The organism is Kitasatospora terrestris, from assembly GCF_039542905.1.
GTDB classification, from domain to species: Bacteria; Actinomycetota; Actinomycetes; order Streptomycetales; family Streptomycetaceae; genus Kitasatospora; species Kitasatospora terrestris.
This window is the reverse complement of the sequence record NZ_BAABIS010000001.1, coordinates 3,321,186-3,342,633: the sequence shown is the minus strand read 5'-3', so window position 1 is coordinate 3,342,633 and position 21,448 is coordinate 3,321,186. Positions and strand designations below refer to the sequence as shown.

Below are 21,448 nucleotides of genomic sequence, written 5' to 3'. Positions count from 1 at the left end.
GCGCCCGGCCGGGCCGCAGCCCGGCCGGCCGCGGATCAGCGGACCGCGGGTCAGCGGACCGCGACGAAGGCCTCCGCGTCGCGGGCCGGGCGGTGCCGCGGGGCCTCGGCGGGGCGGCCGACGGCGACGGCGCCCATCGGGTCCCAGCCGTCGGGCAGGTCGAGCACCCCGCGGACGGTGTCGCGGCAGAACATGGTGGAGGAGACCCAGGCCGAGCCGTAGCCCTCGCCGGTGAGCGCGACCAGCAGGTTCTGCACCGCGGCGCCGATCGCCACGGTGAACATCTCCCGCTCGGCCCCCGCCCGGCGGGCGTCCGGGTAGGCGTGCGAGCCGTCCATCACCAGGCAGGGCACCACCAGGTACGGCGCGGCGCGCAGCACGTCGCCCCGGGCGGTCCGGCGGGCGGTCTTCTCCGCGTCCCAGCCGTCGAGCTCGCGCAGGTCGCGCTGCCAGGCGGCGAGCATCGCGTCCAGCAGGCGCTCGCGGACGGCGGCCGACTCCAGCAGCACGAAGCGCCACGGCGTGGTGTGGTGCGGGGCGGGCGCGGTGACGGCGGCGGCGACCGCGCGGCGGACGGCGTCCGGGTCGACCGGTTCGGCGGTGAAGGAACGGACCGTCCGCCGCAGGGTCACGGCCTCGCGCAGCGCCTCGGAGGTGCCGAGCCGGAACATGTCGTCGGCGGCCGGCCGGATCAGCGGCCGGACGCCCTCGCCGTCCTCCTCGGTGACCAGCGCGCCCAGGCCGCGGACCACCGCGACCGGGGTGCCGGTGGCCTTGCCCTTCACCAGGTCGCCGGCGGCGGCCAGTTCGTCGGCGGTGGCGGTCACGGTCAGGGTGAGCTCGTTGCCGTGGCTGTCGGTCCGGCCCCGGTGGTCGGCCAGCACGGGCAGGCCGGCGGCGCCGATCGCGACGTCGGTGAGCCCGTTGCGCCACGGGCGGCCGAAGGTGTCGGTGATCAGCACGCCGAGCCGACGGCCGGTCAGCCGCTGCAGCGCGGCCCGCAGGGCGCGGGCCGAGGCGTCCGGGTCCTCGGGCAGCAGCAGCACGGTGCCGGGCGCGGTGTTGGAGGCGTCGACGCCGGCGGCCGCCATCACCATCCCGTTGCGGTTCTCGACGATCCGGGCCTTCCCCCGGCGGGCCACCACCCGGACGGTCTCGGCGTCGATCGCCGCCTCCCGGTCGGCGGCCCGCAGGATCCGGCCCTCGGCCTTGCTGACGATCTTCGAGGTGACCAGCAGGACGTCGCCGTCCTGGAAGTCGCCGGCCTTGGCGATCAGTTCCGCCAGGTCGGCGCCGGGCTCGACCTCCGGCAGCCCGGTGACCGGCAGCACCGCGACCGCGCCCGGCACGGCCGCGTCGGCCGCGGCCCCACCCGGTGCCGGGGCCGTCACGCCCGGACCTCCTCGGCGAGCGCGAGCGCCGCCCGCGCCATCTCCGCGGTCGCCGCCACGTCCGTCATCAGCAGCGGCACCGCGCGGCAGCGGATCCCCGCCTCCTCGACCGCCGCCACCGACCCGGCGTCGGAGGCGTCCACCAGCCAGCCGTCCAGCAGCTCGGGGCCGTAGTGCGCGGCGACCGCCGCCGCGCTGCTCTCCACCCCGACGGCGGCCAGCACCTTGTCCGCCATCCCGCGCACGGGCGCGCCGCCGACGATCGGGGAGAGCCCCACGACCGGCGCGGACGCCGCCACCAGCGCCTCCCGGATGCCCGGGACGGCGAGGATGGTGCCGATCGACACCACCGGGTTGGACGGCGGGAGCAGGATCACGTCCGCCGCGGCGATCGCCTCCAGCACCCCGGGCGCGGGCTTCGCGGTGTCCGCGCCGACCGGGACGATCGCCTCGGCGTCGACCGCCGCGTGCAACCGCACCCAGTACTCCTGGAAGTGGACCACCTTCGGGGTGCCGTCCTCGGTGATCCGGACGTGGGTCTCGACCCGGTCGTCGCTCATCGGGACCAGCCGCACGCCCGGCTGCCAGCGCACGCACAGCGCCTCGGTGACCTGGGAGAGCGAGTACCCGGCGGTCAGCATCTGACTGCGCACCAGGTGGGTGGCGAAGTCCCGGTCGCCGAGCCCGAACCACTCGGGGCCGACGCCGTACTCCTTCATCTCCGCCTTGATGGACCAGGTCTCGTCGGCCCGGCCCCAGCCCTGTTCCTCGTGGATCCCGCCGCCGAGGGTGTACATCAGGGTGTCCAGGTCGGGGCAGACCTTCAGCCCGTAGAGGTGGATGTCGTCCCCGGTGTTCCCGACGACGGTGATCTCGTCCCCGGGCGCCACCGCCTCCTTCAGCCCGCGCAGGAAGCGCGCCCCACCGATCCCACCTGCCAACGCAACGATCCGCATGGGGATCATCCTGCCTCAACGGTCGGCCGTGACGCTCCGCTCCCGGTCCTGCGCGTAGTGGTTCATCTCGACCAGGCCCGGGGTGTAGAGGTGGACGCTGACCGCCGGCTCCAGCGCGGCGTTGACCACCTCGTGCAGGTAGCCGGCCGAGTAGACCCGCTGCCCGCCGGGGGCCAGCGTGCGGGTGGCCTCGCCCTCGCCGGTCAGCGAGCGCTCGGTCAGCTCGCCCTGGACGACCGTCATCACGCCGGCCGACCGGCCGTGGTCGTGGAAGCCGCTGCTCTGCCCGGGCAGCCAGCTGAGCAGCCAGACCTCGTACCCGGGGCCGGTCTCCAGCCGCGCGTACCAGCGGGTCAGCGCGTCGTACCGGACCAGCGGCTCCCAGCGGGCGCGGTCGGCGGCGATCTCCCGGACGAGCTGCGCGTACCCGCCGATGGTGGTCGGGTGCGCGGGCAGGTCGGTGCGGGCGAGGTGCGGGAAGGCCAGCGGGTCTCCGGCGATGGAGACGTCGCTCAGCCCGTCGATCCACTTCCCGGCCGGGCCGGCCGTGACGGCGGCGGCGTGCTTCTTGCGGTCGCGGTTGCGCTTGCGGGAACGGGGCATTCGCATGGCGTGACGTCCTCGGGTTCGGCTGATGACTGGCGGGCTCAGCCGACTCCGCAGGAGCGTTCAGGGGGACTGTCGCGCGGGCGGCCTCTGATCCGGGGCGGCGCGCGGTGGGACGCGTGCGCCTAGGTACAGGAACAGAGGCGACAACAGCGGGAGGACGAGTTCACGGCAGCACCGAGCAGCGCCTGGCGGCGGCTCCGGTGGGCGGGGAACTCTGACATGCGTGCAAGCAGACCGCAACAGGGCTGCGGGTGTCAAGGCGATCCGACGGACATTCAGGTCACAGACCACCTGAACCACCGGATGGAGTGATAAATCACCCTTGATGTTTCGATGTGAAGATCGCCGGGAAGGGAGGCGGTGACCCCGTCGGTTCCGGGGCGTCGGGCAACCGGACCAGTCGTTCCGGGCGTCCCTCCCGGGCGGAGGGGGAGCCGGGTGGACCCGGGTTGACGACGGGTCAGCGACCAGGCCGAATGTCCGGGATGTCCGGATATGTACACTAATGGTGACGGCTTGGTTCCGGGGAGTGAATCCTTGGCCCAATACCAGAGCCCGGCTTGACTGGGCCAGAGTGACGCAACTGTAATTTCACTCGTGTCGTTCCGCCGCTCCGGCCAACGGCAATCGACGGGGACGCCAAGAGGGGCAGAGGAGGCGCGCCAGATGAGCGAGCTCTTTGAGCTGTTGATCGGTGAGGGCATCGAGGAGGAGGAAGAGGAGCTCGGCTGGCAGGAGCGCGCGCTGTGCGCCCAGACCGACCCCGAGTCCTTCTTCCCCGAGAAGGGCGGGTCCACCCGGGAGGCCAAGAAGGTCTGCCTGGCGTGCGAGGTCCGGGCCGAGTGCCTGGAGTACGCCCTCGCCAACGACGAGCGCTTCGGCATCTGGGGCGGTCTCTCCGAGCGCGAGCGCCGTCGCCTCAAGAAGAGCGCGGTCTGACCCCTCCTGCCGGGCGCCCCACCATTCGGTGGGGCGCTTTCGCGTGTCCGGGCCCTTTCTCCTCCCGCTCTTCACCCACACCGGGGGCAACCCGCCCGGCCGGAGCCGTTAGTGTGGTGCGTCATCTGCCGTCAAACCCGAACCGGTGGTCCGCGCACCCGATGACTGTCTACAGCCACCAGAGCGGCTTCTCCGCTGCCAGGCCGCCCGCGTACCCGCGCCATCTGGTCACCGCCGTGATCGTGTCGCACGACGGCGCCCGCTGGCTCCCGCAGGCGCTGTCCGGCCTGCTCGGCCAGGACCGGCAGGTGCAGCGCATCCTCGCCGTCGACACCGGCTCCACCGACAACTCCCCGCAGCTGCTGCAGGAGCACCTCGGCGACTGGCTGCCGGAGAGCGGCCCGATCGTCCTCGGCCGCCGGTCCGGCTTCGGCCGGGCGGTCGGCGAGGCGGTGTTCAACAGCGCCCCGCTGCGCCCCGAGGACCTCCCGTACAGCCTCGACCCGTCCGGCTACGACCCGGTGACCGGGGGCTGGGACGACTTCGGCGACCCGCTCGGCGCCGAGGACGAGCTGGGCCGCGGCGGCCCGCGGCAGAGCGAGCCGATCGAGTGGCTGTGGCTGCTGCACGACGACTGCGAGCCGCAGACCGACGCGCTGCGCCGGCTGCTCCAGGTCGCCGACTCCACCCCGAGCGCCGCCGTGGTCGGCCCCAAGCTGCGCAGCTGGTACGACCGCCGGCAGCTGCTGGAGGTCGGCGTGACCATCGCCCGCTCCGGCCGCCGCTGGACCGGGCTCGACCGCCGCGAGCAGGACCAGGGCCAGCACGACCAGGTCCGCCCGGTGCTGGCCGTGTCCACCGCCGGCATGCTGGTCCGCCGCGACGTGTTCGAGGAGCTCGACGGCTTCGACAAGGCGCTCCCGCTGATGCGGGACGACACCGACTTCTGCTGGCGGGTCAACGCCGCCGGCCACCGCGTGGTGGTCGCCCCGGACGCGGTGCTCCGGCACGCCGAGGCCGCCAGCCGCGAGCGCCGCGCGATCGACTGCGCCGCCGCCCACCCGCACCGGGTGGACAAGGCCGGCGCCGTCTACACGCTGCTCGCCAACTCCAAGGGCAAGCTCTTCCCCTACGTCCTGCTCCGGCTGATCCTCGGCACCCTGCTGCGGGTGGTCGCCAACCTGATCGGCAAGGACCCGCGGCAGGCGTACGACGAGATCGCGGGCCTCGGCCACGAGTTGATCCGGCTGCCCCGGCTGATGCTGGCGCGCAAGCGCCGCAAGCGGACCCGCGCGGTCGACTCGCTGGACGACCGCACGCTCTTCCCGGCCCCCGGCGCCACCGCGCGCCTGGCGGTCGAGAACGCCATCTCCGCGCTCGGCATCGGCGGCGGCGAGGACCCCGGCGCCGGCCGGCACGGCTCGGTCGAGTCCGGGCCCGGCGACGACGACGCCGACGACCTGGTGGTCGAGCAGTTCGCGCTGATCAAGAAGCTGGCCCGGCGCCCCGCCCCGGTCCTCTTCGCCCTGCTGCTGGTCTTCGCGCTGGCCGCCGGCCGCAACCTGATCGGCTCCGGCTACCTGCAGGGCGGCGCCCTGCTGCCGGCCGCCGACGGCGCCTCCGGCCTGTGGTCGATGTACGCCGACGCCTGGCACCCGGTCGGCACCGGCTCCACCGCCACCGCACCGCCCTACCTCGCGGTGCTCTCGGTGCTCTCCTGGGCGCTGTTCGGCAACGCCGACCTCGCGATCACCCTGATCGTGCTGCTCTCGGTGCCGCTCGCCGCGGTCAGCGCCTACCTGGTCTCCCGCCCGCTGATCGAGTCCAAGCTGGTGCGCTCCTGGGCCAGCGCCACCTACGCGCTGCTGCCCGCCGCGACCGGCGCGCTGGCCCAGGGCCGGATCGGCACCGCGGTGCTCGCCGTGCTGCTGCCGCCGCTGGCCCGCGCCGCGGCGATCACCGCCGGCCTCGGCATCCGCGCCGAGACCGCCGCCAAGGGCGCCCGCCCCGGCTGGCGGTCCGCCTGGATGACCGTGCTGATGCTCACCGTCTGCACCGCGTTCGTCCCGCTCACCTGGGCCATCGCCGTCCCGCTCTGCCTGGCCGCCCTGGTCCACGCGGTGCTGCGCGGCGGCGCCTTCGGTTCCGGCGGGCAGGCGCTGCGCCTGCTCGGCCTGCGCGTCGCGGTGATCCTCGGCGTGCCCGTGCTGGCCCTCGCCCCCTGGTCGCTGCACGTCCTGCGGCACCCCTCGCGGCTGCTGCTGGAGGCCGGCGTGGCCGGCTTCAACGGCCCTGCCGCCAGCCCGCTCGGCCTGGTCCTGGTCAACCCGGGCGGCGCCGGCACCCCGCCGGTCTGGCTGTCCGCCGGCGTGGTGCTGGCCGCGCTCGCCGCCCTGCTGCGCGCCGACCGCCGCCGCGCGGTGCTGGCCGCCTGGGGCGCCGCCGCCGCCGGCCTGGTCTTCGCCGTCGCGGTGGCCGGCACCACGGTCTCCGCGGCCTCCGGCGGCCCCGGCTACGGCGCCTGGGCCGGCCCGGCCACCCTGCTCGCCGGTGTCGCCCTGCTCGCCGCCGCCGCGATCGGCGCCGACGGCGCCAACGCCCGCGTCTCCGGCATCGCCTTCGGCTGGCGCCAGCCGGTCGCGGCCCTGGTCGTCGCCTCCGCGGTGCTCGCCCCGCTGGGCACCGCCGCCTGGTGGGCGATCGTCGGCGCCGACGGCCCGCTGCACCGCGCCCCCGCCGCCCAGCTCCCGGCGTTCATCGCCGAGGAGGCCTCCACCGTCGACCGGGCCCGCACCCTGGTGCTGACCGGCGACGCGGACGCCGCCGCCGTCCGCTACGCCCTGGTGCGCGGCGCCGGGCTGGCCCTCGGCCAGGCCGAGGCCACCGTCGACGCCCACGCCGACCACGGCCTCGGCGAGCTCACCGGCAAGCTGCTGGCCGGCTCCGGCGGCGACCAGGCCCGCGCGCTGGCCGGCTACGGCATCGGCTACGTCGAGGTGAAGGACCCGATGATCGACCGGGTCGACGACGTGCTGGACACCACCCCCGGCCTGACCCGGCAGTCCAAGGACAACGGCGTCGCGCTCTGGAAGGTCACCGGCGCCCCCGGCACCCGGGCCGTGATCACCGCGCCGAACGCGGCACCGGTCCCGGTCGCGGCCGGCGCCCACGACATCTGGACCGAGCTCCCGGCCGGCCCGGCCGGCCGCACGCTGCGCCTCGCCGAGCAGGCCGACCCGAAGTGGCAGGCCACCCTCGACGGCACCCCGCTCAACCGGGTCACCGTCGACGGCTGGGCCCAGGGCTTCGAGCTGCCCGCCGGGGGCGGCCGGCTCGACGTCACCCGCTCCGGCAGCCTGCCGCACACCGGCTGGGTCTGGGGCCAGCTGCTGATCGGCCTGACCGTCCTGGTGCTCGCCCTGCCCGGCCGGCGCAACCACAACGACGACGACCTCCCCGAGGAGGTGGTCGCCGCCCAGGCGCTGGCCGCCGCCGCCCAGGCCCAGGCGCCCGCCCCCGGCAGCCGCCGGGCCCGCCGGATGGCCGAGCGCGGCGAGGGGGAGGAGGGCGGCGACGCCGAGACCGGCGTCTACGCCGGCATCCCCGCCCAGGCCACCGCCGAGCCCGAGGCCGAGAGCGGCTACCAGGCCGCCGAGACCGGCTACGCCGACCCGTACCAGGCCGACCCCTACAGCCAGGCCGACTACGCCCAGGGCGACCCGTACGCCCAGGGCGACGGGTACGGCTACGACCCGTACGCCCAGCCGCAGCAGCCGGTCGGCGCGCCCTACCAGCAGCCCGGCCAGGACGGCGGCTACGCCGACCAGTACGCGCAGTACGGCTACCAGCAGCAGGCCGCCCAGCCCGGCTGGGAGGACCCGTACGGGCAGCAGCAGGCCTGGCTGCCCGACCAGCAGCAGCCCGAGCAGTACTACGACCCCAACGACCCCTACGGCGGCCGGCCCGGCCACCCCGGCCCGCACGGAACGGGGAACTGACCCGCGATGAAGAAGCCCAACCTGAAGGCCCCGAACCTGAAGGCCCCCAAGCTCAAGGCGCCCGACCTCGGCTCGATCGCCGGGGGCAGCCGCACCGGGCAGTCGCTGCTGGCCGGCGCCGCCGTGCTGGCGCTGGTGTTCGGCGTCGCCGAGCTGCGCTCCCCGGTCGCCCCCGCGGCGGCCGGCCGGGGCGGCGGCGCCACCACCACCCAGGTCGAGCGCACCGCGGTGGTCTGCCCGCCGCCCACCCAGGGCCTGATCGGCTCCACCACGTACTCCCTGTACACCCCGGTCGGGGCCACCGCCTCCGGCGGCACCGCCCAGCTGAACGACGTGTCCCCGCAGGCGGTCGCGGCCGCCATGGCCCCGCCGGCCGCCGCCCCGCCGCAGCCCTCGGGATCCCCGCAGGCGTCCGGCTCCCCGCAGCCGGCCGGTTCACCGGCCGCCCCGCAGGCCGCCAACGCCCTGGTGACCGCGGCCAAGCCCGGCGTCCCAGCCACCGGCAACGCCACCAACGGCGAGAGCGCCCCCGGTGTCTTCGCCGTCGCCACCGGCGCGTACGCCCCGGGCTTCACGGTCGGTCAGACCACCGCCTCCGAGCAGGCCGGGCCGGCCCTCTCCGGGGTCGGCTGCCTGCCCTCCGGCACCAGCTTCTGGTTCGCCGGCGCCTCCACCGCGGGCGAGCGGGTCGACTACGTCACCGTCGTCAACGCCGAGACCGTCCCCGCCGTGGTGGACGTCCGGATGTACGGCGACAAGGGCCTGATCGACAACGAGCTCGCCTCCGGCATCGCCGTCGCCCCCGGCAGCTGGCAGTCCATCCGGCTGCCCGGTCTGACCAAGGGCCAGGTCAACGACCTCGCGGTCAACGTGGTGGCCCGCAGCGGCCGGATCGGCGCGGGCATCCGCGCCCTCGACGGCCCGCGCGGCGCCGACTGGCTGCAGCCCTCGGCCGACCCCGCGCCCGCCGTCACCGTCCCCGGCCTGCCCGGCGACACCGCCACCGCCCGCCTGGTGGTCGCCGCCCCGGCGGAGGACGACGCCGACCTCAAGGTCCAGGTCTCCGGCAAGAACGGCTGGTTCACCCCGGCCGGCCACGAGACCCTGCACGTCAAGGCCGGCATGACCACCGCGGTCGACCTCGGCCAGATCACCCGCGGCGGCGAGGCCAGCGCGATCCGCCTCAGCCCCAGCGACCCGGCGCACCCGACCCCGGTCGTCGCCGGCCTCCGCGTCGACCGCACCAACAAGGGCAAGTCCGAGGCCGCCTGGATCTCCGGCGCCGCCCCGATCGGCCCGCGCGCCTCGATCGCCGACAACCGGGCCGGGCAGTCCCAGCTGCTGCTCACCGCGGTCGAGGGCGAGGCGAAGGTCCGGGTCTCCTCCTCGGCCGGCACCGGTGGCGGCACCCCCGCCACCAAGGAGGTCCAGATCCCGGCCGGCGCCACCGTCCAGGTCGAGGGCCTCGACCCGGCCGGGCTGAACGGCACCTACGGCATCACCGTGGAGACCCTGTCCGGCGGGCCCGTGGTCGCCGCCCGGATCCTCACCGTCCCGGTCAAGGACACCCCGGCCTTCACCATCCAGCCGCTGCGCGACGACCGCTCCACGGTCCGCATCCCCACCACGGCGGACGACCCCGGGGTCGTCCAGTAGCCGACGGGGCGTGCGCACCGCCCCGGTGCGCACGCCCCGCCGGCCTCACTCCTCGCCGTACCGCGGGTCGATCGCGTCGGGGGACAGCCCCAGCAGCTCGGCGACCTGCTCGATCAGGATCTCGTGCACCAGCGCCGCCCGGTCCTCCCGCGACTTCGCGCGGATCTCCACCGGCCGGCGGAAGACCAGGATCAGGCTGGGCCGCCCCTGGTGCGCCGGAATCACCCGCCCGAGCGGCACCCCGTCCGGGTCCGGCTCGCCCTTGCCGGGCAGCGGGACCTCCTCCACCGCGAACTCCACGTCCGCCAGCTGCGGCCAGCGCCGCTCCAGCCGCTCCACCGACTCGCGCACGTAGTCGTCGAAGAGCTCGGACCGGGTCAGCGAGATCGGTACCTGCGGCGGCGCCAACGGGCCGCGCAGGCCCCGCCCGTGCCGGTCGCGGTGCCGCGGCCGACGCGCCGGCCCGCCGGGTGACTGGGGTGTCGAGGGTGTCGAACTGTCCATATCAGTGTCGAGAGTAGTCCTTGCGTGCCCCAAAGTGGACCACCCCGGCACAGCGCGTAGCGGTGCGCCGGGGGCCGGTGGGACACGCGGGGACGGGGGGAGGTCTTCGCGGCCCGGTCGGGAGTGCGGTACCGTCCACCCTCGTGAGCTCTGTACGTCGTTGTTCGCGGACCGCGTGCGGCCGTCCGGCCGTGGCGACGCTGACGTACGTCTACGCCGACTCCACCGCCGTGCTCGGCCCGCTCGCCACCTACGCCGAACCGCACTGCTACGACCTGTGCGCCGAGCACGCCGAGCGCCTCACCGCCCCGCGCGGCTGGGACGTGGTCCGGCTCGCCGCCGACGCCGGCCCGCTGCGCCGCACCAGCGACGACCTGGAGGCGCTGGCCAACGCCGTCCGCGAGGCGGCCCGCCCGCAGGAGCGCGCCCCGCGCCAGCCGGGCCCCCAGGAGACCGAGGCGGGCCGTCGCGGCCACCTCCGGGTGCTCCGCTCGCCCGACTCCTGAGCGAACCGTTCCCGTCCGCCGGGTACAGTGCCCTCGACCGAGCACGACGTACATCCGGGAGCATTCAGGTGCGGGACCTCAAGCAGCTTGTGAAGGCCTACGACGTCCGGGGCGTGGTGCCGGACCAGTGGGACGAGTCGTTGGCCCGTGCCTTCGGTGCCGCGTTCGTCCGGGTGCTGGGCGCCTCCGCGGTGGTCGTCGGCCACGACATGCGGCCGTCCTCGCCGTCCCTCTCCCGGGCGTTCGCCGAGGGCGCCGCCGCCTACGGCGCGGACGTGGTCGAGATCGGCCTGTGCTCCACCGACCAGCTGTACTACGCCTCCGGCAGCCTGGACCTGCCCGGTGCGATGTTCACCGCGAGCCACAACCCGGCCGAGTACAACGGCATCAAGCTGTGCAAGGCCGGCGCCGCCCCGGTCGGCCAGGACACCGGCCTGGCCGAGATCCGCGAGCTGGTCGAGTCCTGGCTGGACGAGGACGGCAAGGTGACCGTCCCGGTCGTCGACGCCGCCACCGGCTCGCTCTCCTCCCGCGAGACCCTGACCGGCTACGCCGACCACCTGCGCTCGCTGGTCGACCTGACCGCGATCCGCCCGCTCAAGGTCGCGGTCGACGCCGGCAACGGCATGGGCGGCCACACCGTGCCGACCGTCTTCGAGGGCCTGCCGCTCGACCTGGTCCCGATGTACTTCGAGCTGGACGGCACCTTCCCCAACCACGAGGCCAACCCGCTCGACCCGAAGAACCTGGTCGACCTGCAGGCCAAGGTCCGCGAGGTCGGCGCCGACCTCGGCCTCGCCTTCGACGGCGACGCCGACCGCTGCTTCGTGGTGGACGAGAACGGCGACCCGGTCTCCCCGTCCGCGATCACCGCCCTGGTCGCCGAGCGCGAGATCGCCCGCGCCCGCGAGGCCGGCGAGGAGCAGCCGACGATCATCCACAACCTGATCACCTCCTGGAGCGTCCCCGAGGTGGTCCGCGAGCTCGGCGCGAACCCGGTCCGCACCCGGGTCGGCCACTCCTTCATCAAGCAGGAGATGGCGGTGAGCGACGCCGTCTTCGGCGGCGAGCACTCCGCGCACTACTACTTCCGCGACTTCTGGCGCGCCGACACCGGCATGCTCGCCGCGCTGCACGTGCTCGCCGCGCTCGGCGGCCAGCCGCAGGCGCTGTCCGCGCTGACCGCCCGGTACAACCGCTACGCGGCCTCCGGCGAGATCAACTCCACCGTCGCCGACCAGGCCGGGCGCACCGAGGCCGTCCGCGCGGCCTACGCGACCGGCGAGGACGTCACCGTCGACGAGCTCGACGGCCTGACCGTGGCCGGCCCCGACTGGTGGTTCAACCTCCGCGCCTCCAACACCGAGCCGCTGCTGCGCCTCAACGTCGAGGCCAAGGACGAGGCCCGGATGGCCGAACTGCGCGACGGCGTGCTGGCGATCGTCCGAGCCTGACCCCGGCGCGCGCACCCCGGCCGGTAGGGTTGCCACCGGCCGGGGTACGTCTATGTCCCGGGCCCGAAGTCCCGAGCCCGCCCCGCACGACCACTTGGAGCCCGACCGCCATGAGCCTGCCGCCCTTCCTGCTGGAGATCCTGGTCTGCCCGCAGTGCCACGCCCCGCTCGCCGAGAGCGGTTCGGACGAGGCCGGCGAGCTGCGCTGCACCGGCGAGAGCTGCGGCCTGGTCTACCCGGTGCGCGACGGCATCCCGGTCCTCCTGGTGGACGAGGCCCGCCGCCCCTCCTGACCGTCACGCAGCCGCTGGAGGCGAAGCCGCATGCTCGACGACTCACTGCTCGACGACCCGGCCGCCCTGCAGCGCGCCGACCGCCAGCACGCTCTGCTCGCCCTGGCCGGGGCGGGCGCGCGGGTCCGGATCGCCCTGCGGCTGGCCGAGGCCGCCGGGCTGAGCTCGCTGCGCCCCGACGGCCGCCCGCGCGCCGTCCTGGTGGCCGGCCACGGCAGCGCGCTGACCGCCACCGCTGTGCTCGCCGCCCTGGCGGCACCCAGCAGCCTGGTCCTCCCGCTGCCGCCGGCCGACACCCGGCCGTCCGCGCCGTACTTCACCGACGGCCAGTCCTGGGTGCTGCCGGGCTGGGCCGGCCCGCTCGACCTGATCGTGCTGGCCAGCTCCGCCGGCCGCGAGGGCGGCCTGATCAACCTCGCCGAGCAGGCCTACGCCCGGGGCTGCGCGATCGCCGTGATCGCCCCCGAGGGCAGCGAGCTCGCCGACGCCGCCCTGCAGGTCCGCGGCCTCCCGCTGCCGTTCGCGACCAGCAGCGTCGAGGAGGGGGAGGACAGCCCCGAACCCGACCTGCCGGTCGAGGACCCGGCCGCGCTCTGGGCCTACCTCACCCCGCTGCTCGCCCTCGCCGACCGGGTCGGCGCGGCCCAGCTGGCCCCCGGCGCGCTGGAGGCGGCGGCCGACCGGCTGGACGAGGTCGCGGTCCGCTGCCGGCCCGACGCCGAGGCGTACGGCAACCCGGCGAAGGGCCTGGCCGGCCAGCTCGCCGAGACCGTCCCGCTGCTCTGGGCGGACGGCCCGACCACCGCCGCGGCGGCCGAGCGCTTCGCCGCGATGCTCGCCGACCAGGCCGGCCTGCCCGCCCCCACCGGCCGGCTCCCGCAGGCGCTCACCGCGCACCGCGGCATGTTCACCGGCCGGCTCGGCGCCGTCGGCGGCGACCTGGACGACTTCTTCCGCGACCGGGTGGACGAGCCGGGGCCGCTCCAGCTCCAGGTCGTGCTGCTGCGCCACACCCCCGGCGTGGACGAACTGTCCGAGCCGGGCTACGCGGTCGCCCGGGCCCGCCGCCTTGCCGACGCCCACGAGGTCCGGTTCACCGACTACACCTCCAGCCTGGAGGACCCGCTGCAGGCGCTTGCCGAACTGATCGGCCTGACCGACTTCGCCGCCGTCTACCTCGGCCTCGCCACGAAGGGCTGATCCGGGGTCACGATAAGGTCCCCTCGTCACAGCGTCGCAGCATCGCAGCATTCGCAGGCGGAGGGACCTTAAGCGTGAGTACCGAAGGCGGCACCAAGGCACTGGTCGCGGCACTGTCCGCGAACCTGGGCATCGCGCTCGGCAAGTTCGTGGCGTTCGCGTTCTCCGGTTCGTCCTCGATGCTCGCCGAGGGCGTGCACTCGATCGCCGACTCCGGCAACCAGGTGCTGCTGCTGGTCGGCGGCAAGCGCGCCCAGCGCGAGGCCACCCCCGAGCACCCCTTCGGCTACGGCCGCGAGCGGTACGTCTACGCCTTCCTGGTCTCCATCGTGCTGTTCAGCGTCGGTGGCATGTTCGCCGTGTACGAGGGCTACGAGAAGATCGCCCACCCGCACGAGCTGGACAACTGGTACTGGCCGGTCGGCGTGCTGGTCTTCGCCATCGCGCTGGAGGGGTGGTCGTTCCTGACCGCCTACCGCGAGGCGAGCAAGGACAAGGGCGGCCACAACTGGTCCTCTTACATCCGGCGGGCCAAGGCCCCCGAGCTGCCCGTGGTGCTGCTGGAGGACACCGGCGCACTGATCGGCCTGGTGCTGGCGCTGCTCGGCGTCGGCCTGACCGTGATCACCGGGGACGCGGTCTGGGACGGCATCGGCACCCTCTGCATCGGCCTGCTGCTGATCCTGATCGCGATCGTGCTGGCGCTGGAGACCAAGTCGCTGCTGATCGGCGAGTCCGCCCACCACGAGGTGGTCACCGAGATCCGCGACGCGCTGGTCGACCACGACTCGGTCACCGACGTGATCCACATGCGCACCCTGCACCTCGGCCCCGAGGAGCTGCTGGTCGCCGCGAAGATCGGCGTCAACGCGGAGGACAGCGCCGCCCAGATCGCCGAGGCGATCGACCTCGCCGAGGCCCGGGTCCGCCGGGCCGTGCCGATCGCCCGGGTGATCTACCTGGAGCCGGACATCTACAGCGAGGAGAAGGCCGCGGCCGGCCCCGACGCGGACGCCACCCCGGGCGGTCCGGCCAGGAACGCGCACTGACCCCGGGCCCCTCGGTGTAGATTCGTCTATCAGAGCAAAACGTCGCTGCTGATGGCGGTCGATCGGCGCGCAGCCCGCGCCGGCCGAGGGAGAGAGGTCCTCCGACGGATTGTGCCGCAGCAGAGGGCCGCCCACGCGCCCCTCTGCCGCCCAGCACACCCGTTAACCAAGGCCCATGCAGCGAGGAGTTCCCCGCATGTCGAACACCACCGGTGACTTCAAGGTCGCCGACCTCTCCCAGGCCCCGTTCGGCCGCAAGGAGATCCAGCTCGCCGAGCACGAGATGCCCGGCCTGATGTCGATCCGCGCCGAGTACGCCGCCTCCCAGCCGCTGGCCGGCGCCCGCATCACCGGCTCGCTGCACATGACCGTGCAGACCGCCGTGCTGATCGAGACCCTGACGGCGCTCGGCGCCCAGGTCCGCTGGTGCTCCTGCAACATCTTCTCCACCCAGGACCACGCCGCCGCCGCCATCGCGGTCGGCCCGAACGGCACCCCGGACGACCCGCAGGGCGTCCCGGTCTTCGCCTGGAAGGGCGAGACCCTGGAGGAGTACTGGTGGTGCACCGAGCAGGCGCTCACCTGGCCGAACGGCGAGACCCCCAACATGATCCTGGACGACGGCGGTGACGCCACCCTCCTGATCCACAAGGGCGTCGAGTTCGAGAAGGCCGGCGAGGCCCCGGACCCGTCCACCGCCGACAACGACGAGTACCGGATCATCCTGGAGCTGCTCAACCGCACGCTCACCGAGTCCCCGGCCAAGTGGACCGAGGTCGCCTCCACCATCAAGGGCGTCACCGAGGAGACCACCACCGGCGTCCACCGCCTGTACGAGATGCACCGCGACGGCAAGCTGCTGTTCCCGGCCATCAACGTCAACGACTCGGTCACCAAGTCGAAGTTCGACAACAAGTACGGCTGCCGCCACTCCCTGATCGACGGCATCAACCGCGCCACCGACGTCCTGATCGGCGGCAAGGTCGCGGTCGTCTGCGGCTACGGCGACGTCGGCAAGGGCTGCGCCGAGTCGCTCCGCGGCCAGGGCGCCCGGGTCATCGTCACCGAGATCGACCCGATCTGCGCCCTCCAGGCCGCGATGGACGGCTACCAGGTCACCACCCTGGACGAGGTCGTCGAGACCGCCGACATCTTCATCACCACCACCGGCAACAAGGACATCATCCTCGCCTCCCACATGGAGCGGATGAAGCACCAGGCCATCGTCGGCAACATCGGCCACTTCGACAACGAGATCGACATGGCCGGCCTCGCCCAGCTCCCCGGCGTGGTGAAGACCGAGGTCAAGCCGCAGGTCCACGAGTGGCGCAAGGCCGACGGCCGCACCATCATCGTGCTCTCCGAGGGCCGCCTGCTGAACCTCGGCAACGCGACCGGCCACCCGTCCTTCGTGATGTCCAACTCCTTCGCGAACCAGACCATCGCGCAGATCGAGCTGTTCACCAAGACCGAGCAGTACCCGATCGGCGTCTACGTCCTCCCGAAGCACCTGGACGAGAAGGTCGCCCGCCTCCACCTCGACGCCCTCGGCGTCAAGCTCACCACCCTCACCCAGGACCAGGCCGACTACATCGGCGTCCAGGTCGAGGGCCCGTACAAGTCGGACCAGTACCGCTACTGATCCCTCCCCGTACGACTCCCGTACGACCGGACGGCCGGTGCACACCCCCGTGGGTGCACCGGCCGTCCGTCGTCCGCCGCCGCCCTAGGGCAGCACGTCGGTGGTCCAGCGGGCCTCGTCCGCGCCCAGCAGCCCCACCCCGCTCAGCCAACCCGCCGGACCGCCCACCGGGTCGAGCATCGACTCCTGCTGCGCGACGCGCACGCAGGCCCTGAGCCCGTTCTCGGACCGGCAGGTCCCCGCGTCTCCGGGCGGCACCGGCGGCCGGTCGGTGATCTCCGGGTGCGGATCCGGGGCCTTGCCGTCCGGCGTGATCGTGGTGGAGAAGTACTGGCCGGGACCGGCCGCGTAGTTGAGCTGCATGGTCCACCACTGCTGACCGCGGATGTTCTGCCGGTCGAACGACCCGCTGCTCAGCGTGAAGCTCTTCGGCGCCTGCTGGAAGGTGGCCGGAAGCGGAATCGAGTGCCGGCCGACCACGGCCTTCTCGGCGACCTTGTGCACCACCTGGTCGGTGTCCGTCCCGCTCAGGTACTGGAAGTACAGCTCCAGCCAGCGACCGTCTGGCCCCTGCCAGTAGAGGACGCCGTTCTGGTGGTCGCCCGGCACCGCCACCAGGAACGCCGACCGGCCGGCCACCGGGGCCACCTCCCGCCGCACGCCCATCGCCCCGAACGGGGACTTCGCCGGATCGGGCACCGCCCCGGCCGCGAAGACCCTCAGCGTGAGCCGCGGACCGATCCCGCCGACCGACTCGCCGCGGACCGTCGTCTCGTACGGGGACAACTGGTAGTGCACGGCGTCGGCCTCCGGGGGCAGCCAGCCGAAGTCCGCGTCCACCGTCAGCGGATCCTTCCCGTTGACCGGCGCCGCGGTCACCGGTGCGGCGCCCGCCGCCGCGCCCCCCGACGGCTGCGGAGCCGTCGAGGGCGGTGTCGACGGCAACGCGCTGACCGTCGGCGCCGCCGGTGCGGGAGCGCCCGACGGCCGCAGCGACAGCACCGCGCTCCCGGTCAGGACCACCGCCACCGCCGCGCCCACCGCGGCCAGCCGCCGCCGACGCAGCCGGACCCGCCCGGTCCGCACCGCCAGTGCCACGTCCACCGTGCTCTCGGGGGCCGGAGCCTCCGTCAGCCCTGCCATGAGCTCGCCGAGCCCGCTCACCCCGCTCATCCCTCGAACCCCCCTGCCACGCGCAGCGCCGCCGACACCCGCAGCGCACCCAGCGCCCGCGAGCTCTGGCTCTTCACGTTGCCGCTGGAACAGCCCATCGCCTCGGCGGTCTGCTCCACCGACAGGTCGCAGTAGTACCGGAGCACCACCGTGGCCCGCTGCTTGGGCGGCAGCGCCGCCAGCGCCTGCCGCAGATCCATCGACACATCCAGATCCGTCCCGGCCGTCACCCCGTCCGGGGTCTGCGCGGAGGTCCGGGTCCGCCTGCGCCACGACGAGCGCTGCTCCGCCAGGAAGGTGTTCACCAACACCGTCCGGGCATAGCCGTCCAGGTTCTCCGCCCGGGCAGCCCGGGCCCAGTTGGTGTACAGCTTGGTGATGCTCTCCTGGACCAGATCGTCCGCCCGGTGCCAGTCCGAGCTGAGCAGATACGCCACCTTGCGCAGCCACCCCGCCCGGGAGGCCACGTACGCGGTGAACTCGGCGTCGCGCGACTGCTTCGCCATCCCCGGGGCCCCTCCCTCCCTCGTCCGGCGGCGTCCACTGCCACCGCTGCCCCACTGATGCGGCGGGGCCGCCGGAAGGTTGCATGCGAATCCGCGGCGGACCCCCGCTCCCGTCGCCCCCGTAGGCTTCGACCATGCCGAACGGCCGCTACGCACTCCACGACACCCACGACCACACCCCGCTCGGCGAGGAGCGCTTCAGCTGCGCCCCCGGCGCCGCCGGCTGGCGCTACGTCTCCAAGACCTACGCCCCGGACGGCACCGTCCTCGCCACCACCGACCTCACCCTGGACTCCCGCAGCCGGCCGCTCCGGCTCGAACTGCGCTCCGGGGGCTGGCAGGTGCGCGGCGGCGCGGTCGACGGCGTCGCCTGGGTCCGCGCCGCCGCCGACGACCCCCGCGCCGAGCACGCCACCGAGGGCCACGACCGCGCCCACGGCTTCACCGGCGCCTCACCCGGCTTCCTGGTCGCCACCGCCCGGCTGCTCCGCCTCGACGTCGGTGCCGGCTCCCGCGTCCGCCTGGTCTCCTTCACCGGCGACGCGCTCGCCCCGCGCACCCTCGACCAGGGCTGGCTGCTCGAAGCGGTCGACACCCACGACACCGACAGCGGACCGCTGCACGTCGAGCGCTACCAGGTCGCCGACCTGGAGACCGGCGAACAGCAGATCGTCCACCTGGCCGGCGACGTGGTGCTCGCCGCCGCCGGCCTCGAACTCGAAGAACTCGAATCCCCGCCCAACCCCTGGCCCACCGACTTCGCCGGCTGACCCAGCCCCCGTCGCGCCCCCGTCACGCCGGCGGCGCGAACCCACCGGCCGACGGCTCCGGCGCGGGCTGCTCCACCGGCGCCTGCACCGGCGGCGCCTGCACCGGTGCCGACGCGGGCTGCGGCGCCGGATACCCCAGCACCCGGACCGGAGGCCCGCCCGGCTGCGACGGCTGCGGCTGGACCTGCGGCTGCGGCTGGGCCACCGGCTGTCCGTACGCAGGCGGCTGTCCGTACGCCGGCTGCCCGCCGTACCCGGGTGCCTGCCCGAAGGGCGCCGCGTACACCTGCGGGATCTCGCCCGCCGCGGTCGCCCGGACCCACTCGCGCCGCTGCCGTTCCACCAGCACCGCACCCAGGTACGCCGCCGGGGGCACCCCGTACGGCACCGGACGCCCGGTGTGCGCCGTCAGATCGGCCGCCAGCTGCTGCGCCATCGCCGCCGCCACCGCCGGATCGAGCTGCCGCATCCGGCCCAGGTACTGACGGACCGCCAGCCACAGCCGGTCCGGCACCGCCGAGACCTCCAGCGAGAGCAGCTCGGCGCTCAGCGCGTTCAGCAGCTGCGGTGGCACCGGCGGCAGGACACCCTGCTCCCGCGCCACCCGCGGCAGCCGCTCCCGGACCACCAGCGTCCCGGCGAACACGTCCCCCAGCCGGCGTCCCTGCGGCGAGACCAGCGAGCTGACCACCGCCGGGACCCCCATCAGCCCGAAGTCGACCATCCCGACCAGGCCGCGCACCAGCGCGTGCCGGAACCGGATCGGTCCGCCGTCCACCCGCACCACCCGCAGGCCGAACGCAGCCTTCCCGGGCGACCGCCCCTTGCTCAGCGTCTCCACCACGACCGGTACCACCACCACGAGGAGGACGAACACGGACAGTGCGACCGCCTCGACCGCCGCCTCGTCCACGGTCTCCAGCAGCATCGAGAAGACCACGGCCAGGACGAACCAGGCGACCGCCTGGATCACGCCGTCCAGCAGCCGGGCCAGAGCCCGGCTCGGCAGCTTGGCCTCCCGCAGCCCGAGGACGACCGCCTCGCCCGTCACCAGGTCGCTCACCGCACCCACCCGTCCTTGTTCCCCCGGCCCCGCCGACCCACCTGGTCGGACGGCCACCGCGCGGTCCGACCCCCGCGATCTCAGCCGCAAACATACGGTGGCCCGTCCGGCCCGGGAAGCCCGGACCGCCCACCGGACCCCGGGCCCGCTCTGGCAAGCTAGGGCCACCCCGCGCCCACCCGCGTCCCCGGCCGGGCCGCAGTCCTTCGCCTCCGCACCACAACAGCCCTGGAGTGAGCCGCATATGGACCTGGACGTCTTCGTCGCCGCCCACCAGGCGGAGTGGCACCGTCTGGAGGTTCTCAGCAAGCGGCGCAGCCTCGACGGCGAGGAGGCGGACGAACTGATCACCCTCTACCAGCGGGCCACCAGCCACCTCGCCCAGGTCCAGGCGAGCGCCCCGGACCCGGTGCTCGAGGGCCGCCTCACCACGCTGGTCGCCGGCGGTCGCAGCGCCGTCACCGGGGCCCGCACCGCCTCCTGGCGCGACGCCGGGCGCTACTTCGCCGTCAGCTTCCCCGCCGCGCTCTACCGCTCCCGCCGCTGGTGGGTGCCGATCGCCGTGGTCTCGCTGCTCCTGAGCGCGCTGATCGCCTGGTGGATCTCCAGCCACCCCGAGGTCCGCGACTCGATAGCCCCGCCCGACTACATCCGGGAGCTCACCAAGCCCGGCGGCGCCTACGAGTCCTACTACTCCGACCACCCTGCGACGGCGTTCGCCGCCCGGGTGTGGACCAACAACGCGTGGATCGCCGCCCAGTGCCTGGCCTTCGGCGTCCTGCTCGGCCTGCCCGTGCTGTACGTCCTCCTGGAGAACGTGCTGAACCTCGGCGTCGGCATCGGCCTGATGGCCTCCGCCGGCCGGCTCGACCTCTTCCTCGGCCTGCTCCTGCCGCACGGCCTGCTCGAACTCACCGCCGTCTTCGTCGCCGCCGGCCTCGGCCTGCGCCTGGGCTGGACCGTCATCGACCCCGGCCCGCGCACCCGGGCCGCCGCCCTCGCCGAGGAGGGCCGCTCTGTCATCGGCATGGCCATCGGCCTGGCCGCCGTCCTCCTGGTCACCGGCGTCCTCGAAGCCTTCGTGACCCCGTCGTCCCTGCCGACCTGGGCGCGCATCGGCATCGGCGTGGTCGCCGAGGTCCTCTTCCTCCTCTACGCCCTCGTCCTCGGCCGCCGTGCCGCAGCCCTCGGCGAGGTCGGAGACGTCGAAGCCGCCGACCGCGCGGACCTCCGCCCGACGGCCGCGTGAACAGGTACCCCCTCTGACCTGCTAGTCTGATGATCAGCGCGGGAGAACCATTGACGTGATTCACCCGCACTAGTAGGTTTGAACGGTTGGGACCAGCTGGACAAAGGCTGGATCCAGGCGTAGTGTCAACGACACGGTCGAGCCGAGGCTCGCGTCCTTCCGGATGCAGGCGCCCGGTGAAGATCCAAACCACCCGAACTGAGCAGTGAAAAGCTTTTGATAAGCTTCTCCGCGAAGTGAAGGAAATCCCCCAGCGGGAATTCAGGGAAACGAAGGCCGGTTAAAACGGCCGGAGCGGATCTGATAAGCTGGAAACACGAAAGAACGAAGCGCCCGGAGGGCTCGCTGGAAGGCGGTCCGAAGGAAGTGTCCGTTCCTTGAGAACTCAACAGCGTGCCAAAAGTCAACGCCAGATATGTTGACATCCCCGGCCCCGGATCGTTCCGGGGTTGGAGATTCCTTTTGAAATAACACTAGCGAGGACGCAGTG

At 74.0% G+C, this 21,448-nt stretch carries 18 protein-coding genes; 11 read left to right on the top strand and 7 right to left on the bottom strand.

The genetic code is table 11. The features are described 5' to 3' along the window. Positions 1-50: 50 nt before the first annotated feature. From ABEB06_RS15210 to ABEB06_RS15200, 3 genes are read right to left on the bottom strand one after another with little or no spacing between them, the layout of a single operon-like run. Entirely contained in the window at positions 51-1,391 is a 1,341-nt protein-coding gene (locus tag ABEB06_RS15210; RefSeq protein ID WP_425559629.1) for a coenzyme F420-0:L-glutamate ligase, read from the bottom strand. Beyond that, positions 1,388-2,347 (bottom strand): 2-phospho-L-lactate transferase, encoded by a 960-nt coding sequence (gene cofD, locus ABEB06_RS15205; RefSeq protein WP_345697397.1) that lies wholly within the window; start codon positions 2,345-2,347, stop codon positions 1,388-1,390. The genes ABEB06_RS15210 and cofD overlap by 4 nt, the downstream gene beginning before the upstream one ends. A 15-nt stretch (positions 2,348-2,362) precedes the next feature. Continuing rightward, positions 2,363-2,956 (bottom strand): cysteine dioxygenase, encoded by a 594-nt coding sequence (locus ABEB06_RS15200; RefSeq protein WP_345697396.1) that lies wholly within the window; start codon positions 2,954-2,956, stop codon positions 2,363-2,365. Between the two features lie 666 nt (positions 2,957-3,622). Between ABEB06_RS15200 and ABEB06_RS15195 the strand changes: the two genes are divergently transcribed. From ABEB06_RS15195 to ABEB06_RS15185, 3 genes are all read left to right on the top strand, one after another. Next, on the top strand, positions 3,623-3,895 hold the full coding sequence (locus ABEB06_RS15195; protein ID WP_033255587.1) for a WhiB family transcriptional regulator: 273 nt from the start codon (positions 3,623-3,625) through the stop codon (positions 3,893-3,895). A gap of 161 nt (positions 3,896-4,056) precedes the next feature. Beyond that, positions 4,057-7,893, top strand: a complete 3,837-nt coding sequence (locus ABEB06_RS15190) for a glycosyltransferase (protein ID WP_345697395.1) — start codon at positions 4,057-4,059, stop codon at positions 7,891-7,893. 6 nt (positions 7,894-7,899) lie between these two features. After that, on the top strand, positions 7,900-9,549 hold the full coding sequence (locus ABEB06_RS15185; RefSeq protein ID WP_345697394.1) for a DUF5719 family protein: 1,650 nt from the start codon (positions 7,900-7,902) through the stop codon (positions 9,547-9,549). A gap of 45 nt (positions 9,550-9,594) precedes the next feature. On the opposite strand, the gene ABEB06_RS15180 is transcribed toward ABEB06_RS15185, so the two are convergent. Next, complete coding sequence (locus ABEB06_RS15180) at positions 9,595-10,053, bottom strand: metallopeptidase family protein (RefSeq protein WP_345697393.1); 459 nt, start codon at positions 10,051-10,053, stop codon at positions 9,595-9,597. A gap of 77 nt (positions 10,054-10,130) precedes the next feature. Between ABEB06_RS15180 and ABEB06_RS15175 the strand changes: the two genes are divergently transcribed. The 6 genes from ABEB06_RS15175 to ahcY all read left to right on the top strand — a co-directional run bounded on the left by ABEB06_RS15175 (position 10,131) and on the right by ahcY (position 16,197). Then, positions 10,131-10,559, top strand: coding sequence for a DUF3499 domain-containing protein (locus ABEB06_RS15175; RefSeq protein WP_345697392.1), 429 nt, complete (start codon positions 10,131-10,133; stop codon positions 10,557-10,559). Positions 10,560-10,627: 68 nt separating this feature from the next. Next, positions 10,628-12,013 (top strand): phosphomannomutase/phosphoglucomutase, encoded by a 1,386-nt coding sequence (locus ABEB06_RS15170; RefSeq protein ID WP_345697391.1) that lies wholly within the window; start codon positions 10,628-10,630, stop codon positions 12,011-12,013. Positions 12,014-12,123: 110 nt separating this feature from the next. After that, positions 12,124-12,306, top strand: a complete 183-nt coding sequence (locus ABEB06_RS15165) for a Trm112 family protein (RefSeq protein ID WP_345697390.1) — start codon at positions 12,124-12,126, stop codon at positions 12,304-12,306. Between the two features lie 30 nt (positions 12,307-12,336). Further along, the gene (locus ABEB06_RS15160; protein WP_345697389.1) at positions 12,337-13,506 is read left to right on the top strand and encodes an SIS domain-containing protein; all 1,170 of its coding nucleotides are present in this window, start codon (positions 12,337-12,339) and stop codon (positions 13,504-13,506) included. A 74-nt stretch (positions 13,507-13,580) separates the two neighbouring features. Further along, the gene (locus ABEB06_RS15155) at positions 13,581-14,555 is read left to right on the top strand and encodes a cation diffusion facilitator family transporter (RefSeq protein ID WP_345697388.1); all 975 of its coding nucleotides are present in this window, start codon (positions 13,581-13,583) and stop codon (positions 14,553-14,555) included. A gap of 196 nt (positions 14,556-14,751) precedes the next feature. Further along, complete coding sequence (gene ahcY / locus ABEB06_RS15150; protein WP_345697387.1) at positions 14,752-16,197, top strand: adenosylhomocysteinase; 1,446 nt, start codon at positions 14,752-14,754, stop codon at positions 16,195-16,197. A gap of 84 nt (positions 16,198-16,281) precedes the next feature. Here the strand turns inward: ahcY and ABEB06_RS15145 are convergent, their stop codons facing one another. Both ABEB06_RS15145 and ABEB06_RS15140 read right to left on the bottom strand, forming a co-directional pair. Next, positions 16,282-17,370 carry a hypothetical protein gene (locus ABEB06_RS15145; RefSeq protein WP_345697386.1) on the bottom strand — a complete coding sequence of 363 codons (1,089 nt, stop codon included), beginning with the start codon at positions 17,368-17,370 and terminating at the stop codon, positions 16,282-16,284. Then, entirely contained in the window at positions 17,367-17,876 is a 510-nt protein-coding gene (locus tag ABEB06_RS15140) for a SigE family RNA polymerase sigma factor (protein ID WP_345697385.1), read from the bottom strand. Before ABEB06_RS15140 ends, ABEB06_RS15145 begins: the two co-directional genes overlap by 4 nt. A gap of 134 nt (positions 17,877-18,010) precedes the next feature. Between ABEB06_RS15140 and ABEB06_RS15135 the strand changes: the two genes are divergently transcribed. Further along, positions 18,011-18,646, top strand: coding sequence for a hypothetical protein (locus ABEB06_RS15135; protein WP_345697384.1), 636 nt, complete (start codon positions 18,011-18,013; stop codon positions 18,644-18,646). Between the two features lie 22 nt (positions 18,647-18,668). On the opposite strand, the gene ABEB06_RS15130 is transcribed toward ABEB06_RS15135, so the two are convergent. After that, on the bottom strand, positions 18,669-19,709 hold the full coding sequence (locus ABEB06_RS15130) for an RDD family protein (protein ID WP_345697383.1): 1,041 nt from the start codon (positions 19,707-19,709) through the stop codon (positions 18,669-18,671). A 244-nt stretch (positions 19,710-19,953) separates the two neighbouring features. Between ABEB06_RS15130 and ABEB06_RS15125 the strand changes: the two genes are divergently transcribed. Next, entirely contained in the window at positions 19,954-20,958 is a 1,005-nt protein-coding gene (locus ABEB06_RS15125) for a stage II sporulation protein M (RefSeq protein WP_345697382.1), read from the top strand. The last annotated feature ends 490 nt before the right edge of the window (positions 20,959-21,448 follow it).

Excerpts from the sequence above, each read along its gene's own strand:
- ABEB06_RS15135 (WP_345697384.1), top strand. The coding sequence starts at position 18,011 with ATGCCGAACGGCCGCTACGCACTCCACGACACCCACGACCACACCCCG.
- ABEB06_RS15200 (WP_345697396.1), bottom strand. The coding sequence starts at position 2,956 with ATGCGAATGCCCCGTTCCCGCAAGCGCAACCGCGACCGCAAGAAGCAC.
- ABEB06_RS15140 (WP_345697385.1), bottom strand. The coding sequence starts at position 17,876 with ATGGCGAAGCAGTCGCGCGACGCCGAGTTCACCGCGTACGTGGCCTCC.
- cofD (WP_345697397.1), bottom strand. The coding sequence starts at position 2,347 with ATGCGGATCGTTGCGTTGGCAGGTGGGATCGGTGGGGCGCGCTTCCTG.
- ABEB06_RS15180 (WP_345697393.1), bottom strand. The coding sequence starts at position 10,053 with ATGGACAGTTCGACACCCTCGACACCCCAGTCACCCGGCGGGCCGGCG.
- ABEB06_RS15190 (WP_345697395.1), top strand. The coding sequence starts at position 4,057 with ATGACTGTCTACAGCCACCAGAGCGGCTTCTCCGCTGCCAGGCCGCCC.
- ABEB06_RS15160 (WP_345697389.1), top strand. The coding sequence starts at position 12,337 with ATGCTCGACGACTCACTGCTCGACGACCCGGCCGCCCTGCAGCGCGCC.
- ABEB06_RS15125 (WP_345697382.1), top strand. The coding sequence starts at position 19,954 with ATGGACCTGGACGTCTTCGTCGCCGCCCACCAGGCGGAGTGGCACCGT.
- ahcY (WP_345697387.1), top strand. The coding sequence starts at position 14,752 with ATGTCGAACACCACCGGTGACTTCAAGGTCGCCGACCTCTCCCAGGCC.
- ABEB06_RS15145 (WP_345697386.1), bottom strand. The coding sequence starts at position 17,370 with ATGAGCGGGGTGAGCGGGCTCGGCGAGCTCATGGCAGGGCTGACGGAG.
- ABEB06_RS15195 (WP_033255587.1), top strand. The coding sequence starts at position 3,623 with ATGAGCGAGCTCTTTGAGCTGTTGATCGGTGAGGGCATCGAGGAGGAG.
- ABEB06_RS15185 (WP_345697394.1), top strand. The coding sequence starts at position 7,900 with ATGAAGAAGCCCAACCTGAAGGCCCCGAACCTGAAGGCCCCCAAGCTC.
- ABEB06_RS15165 (WP_345697390.1), top strand. The coding sequence starts at position 12,124 with ATGAGCCTGCCGCCCTTCCTGCTGGAGATCCTGGTCTGCCCGCAGTGC.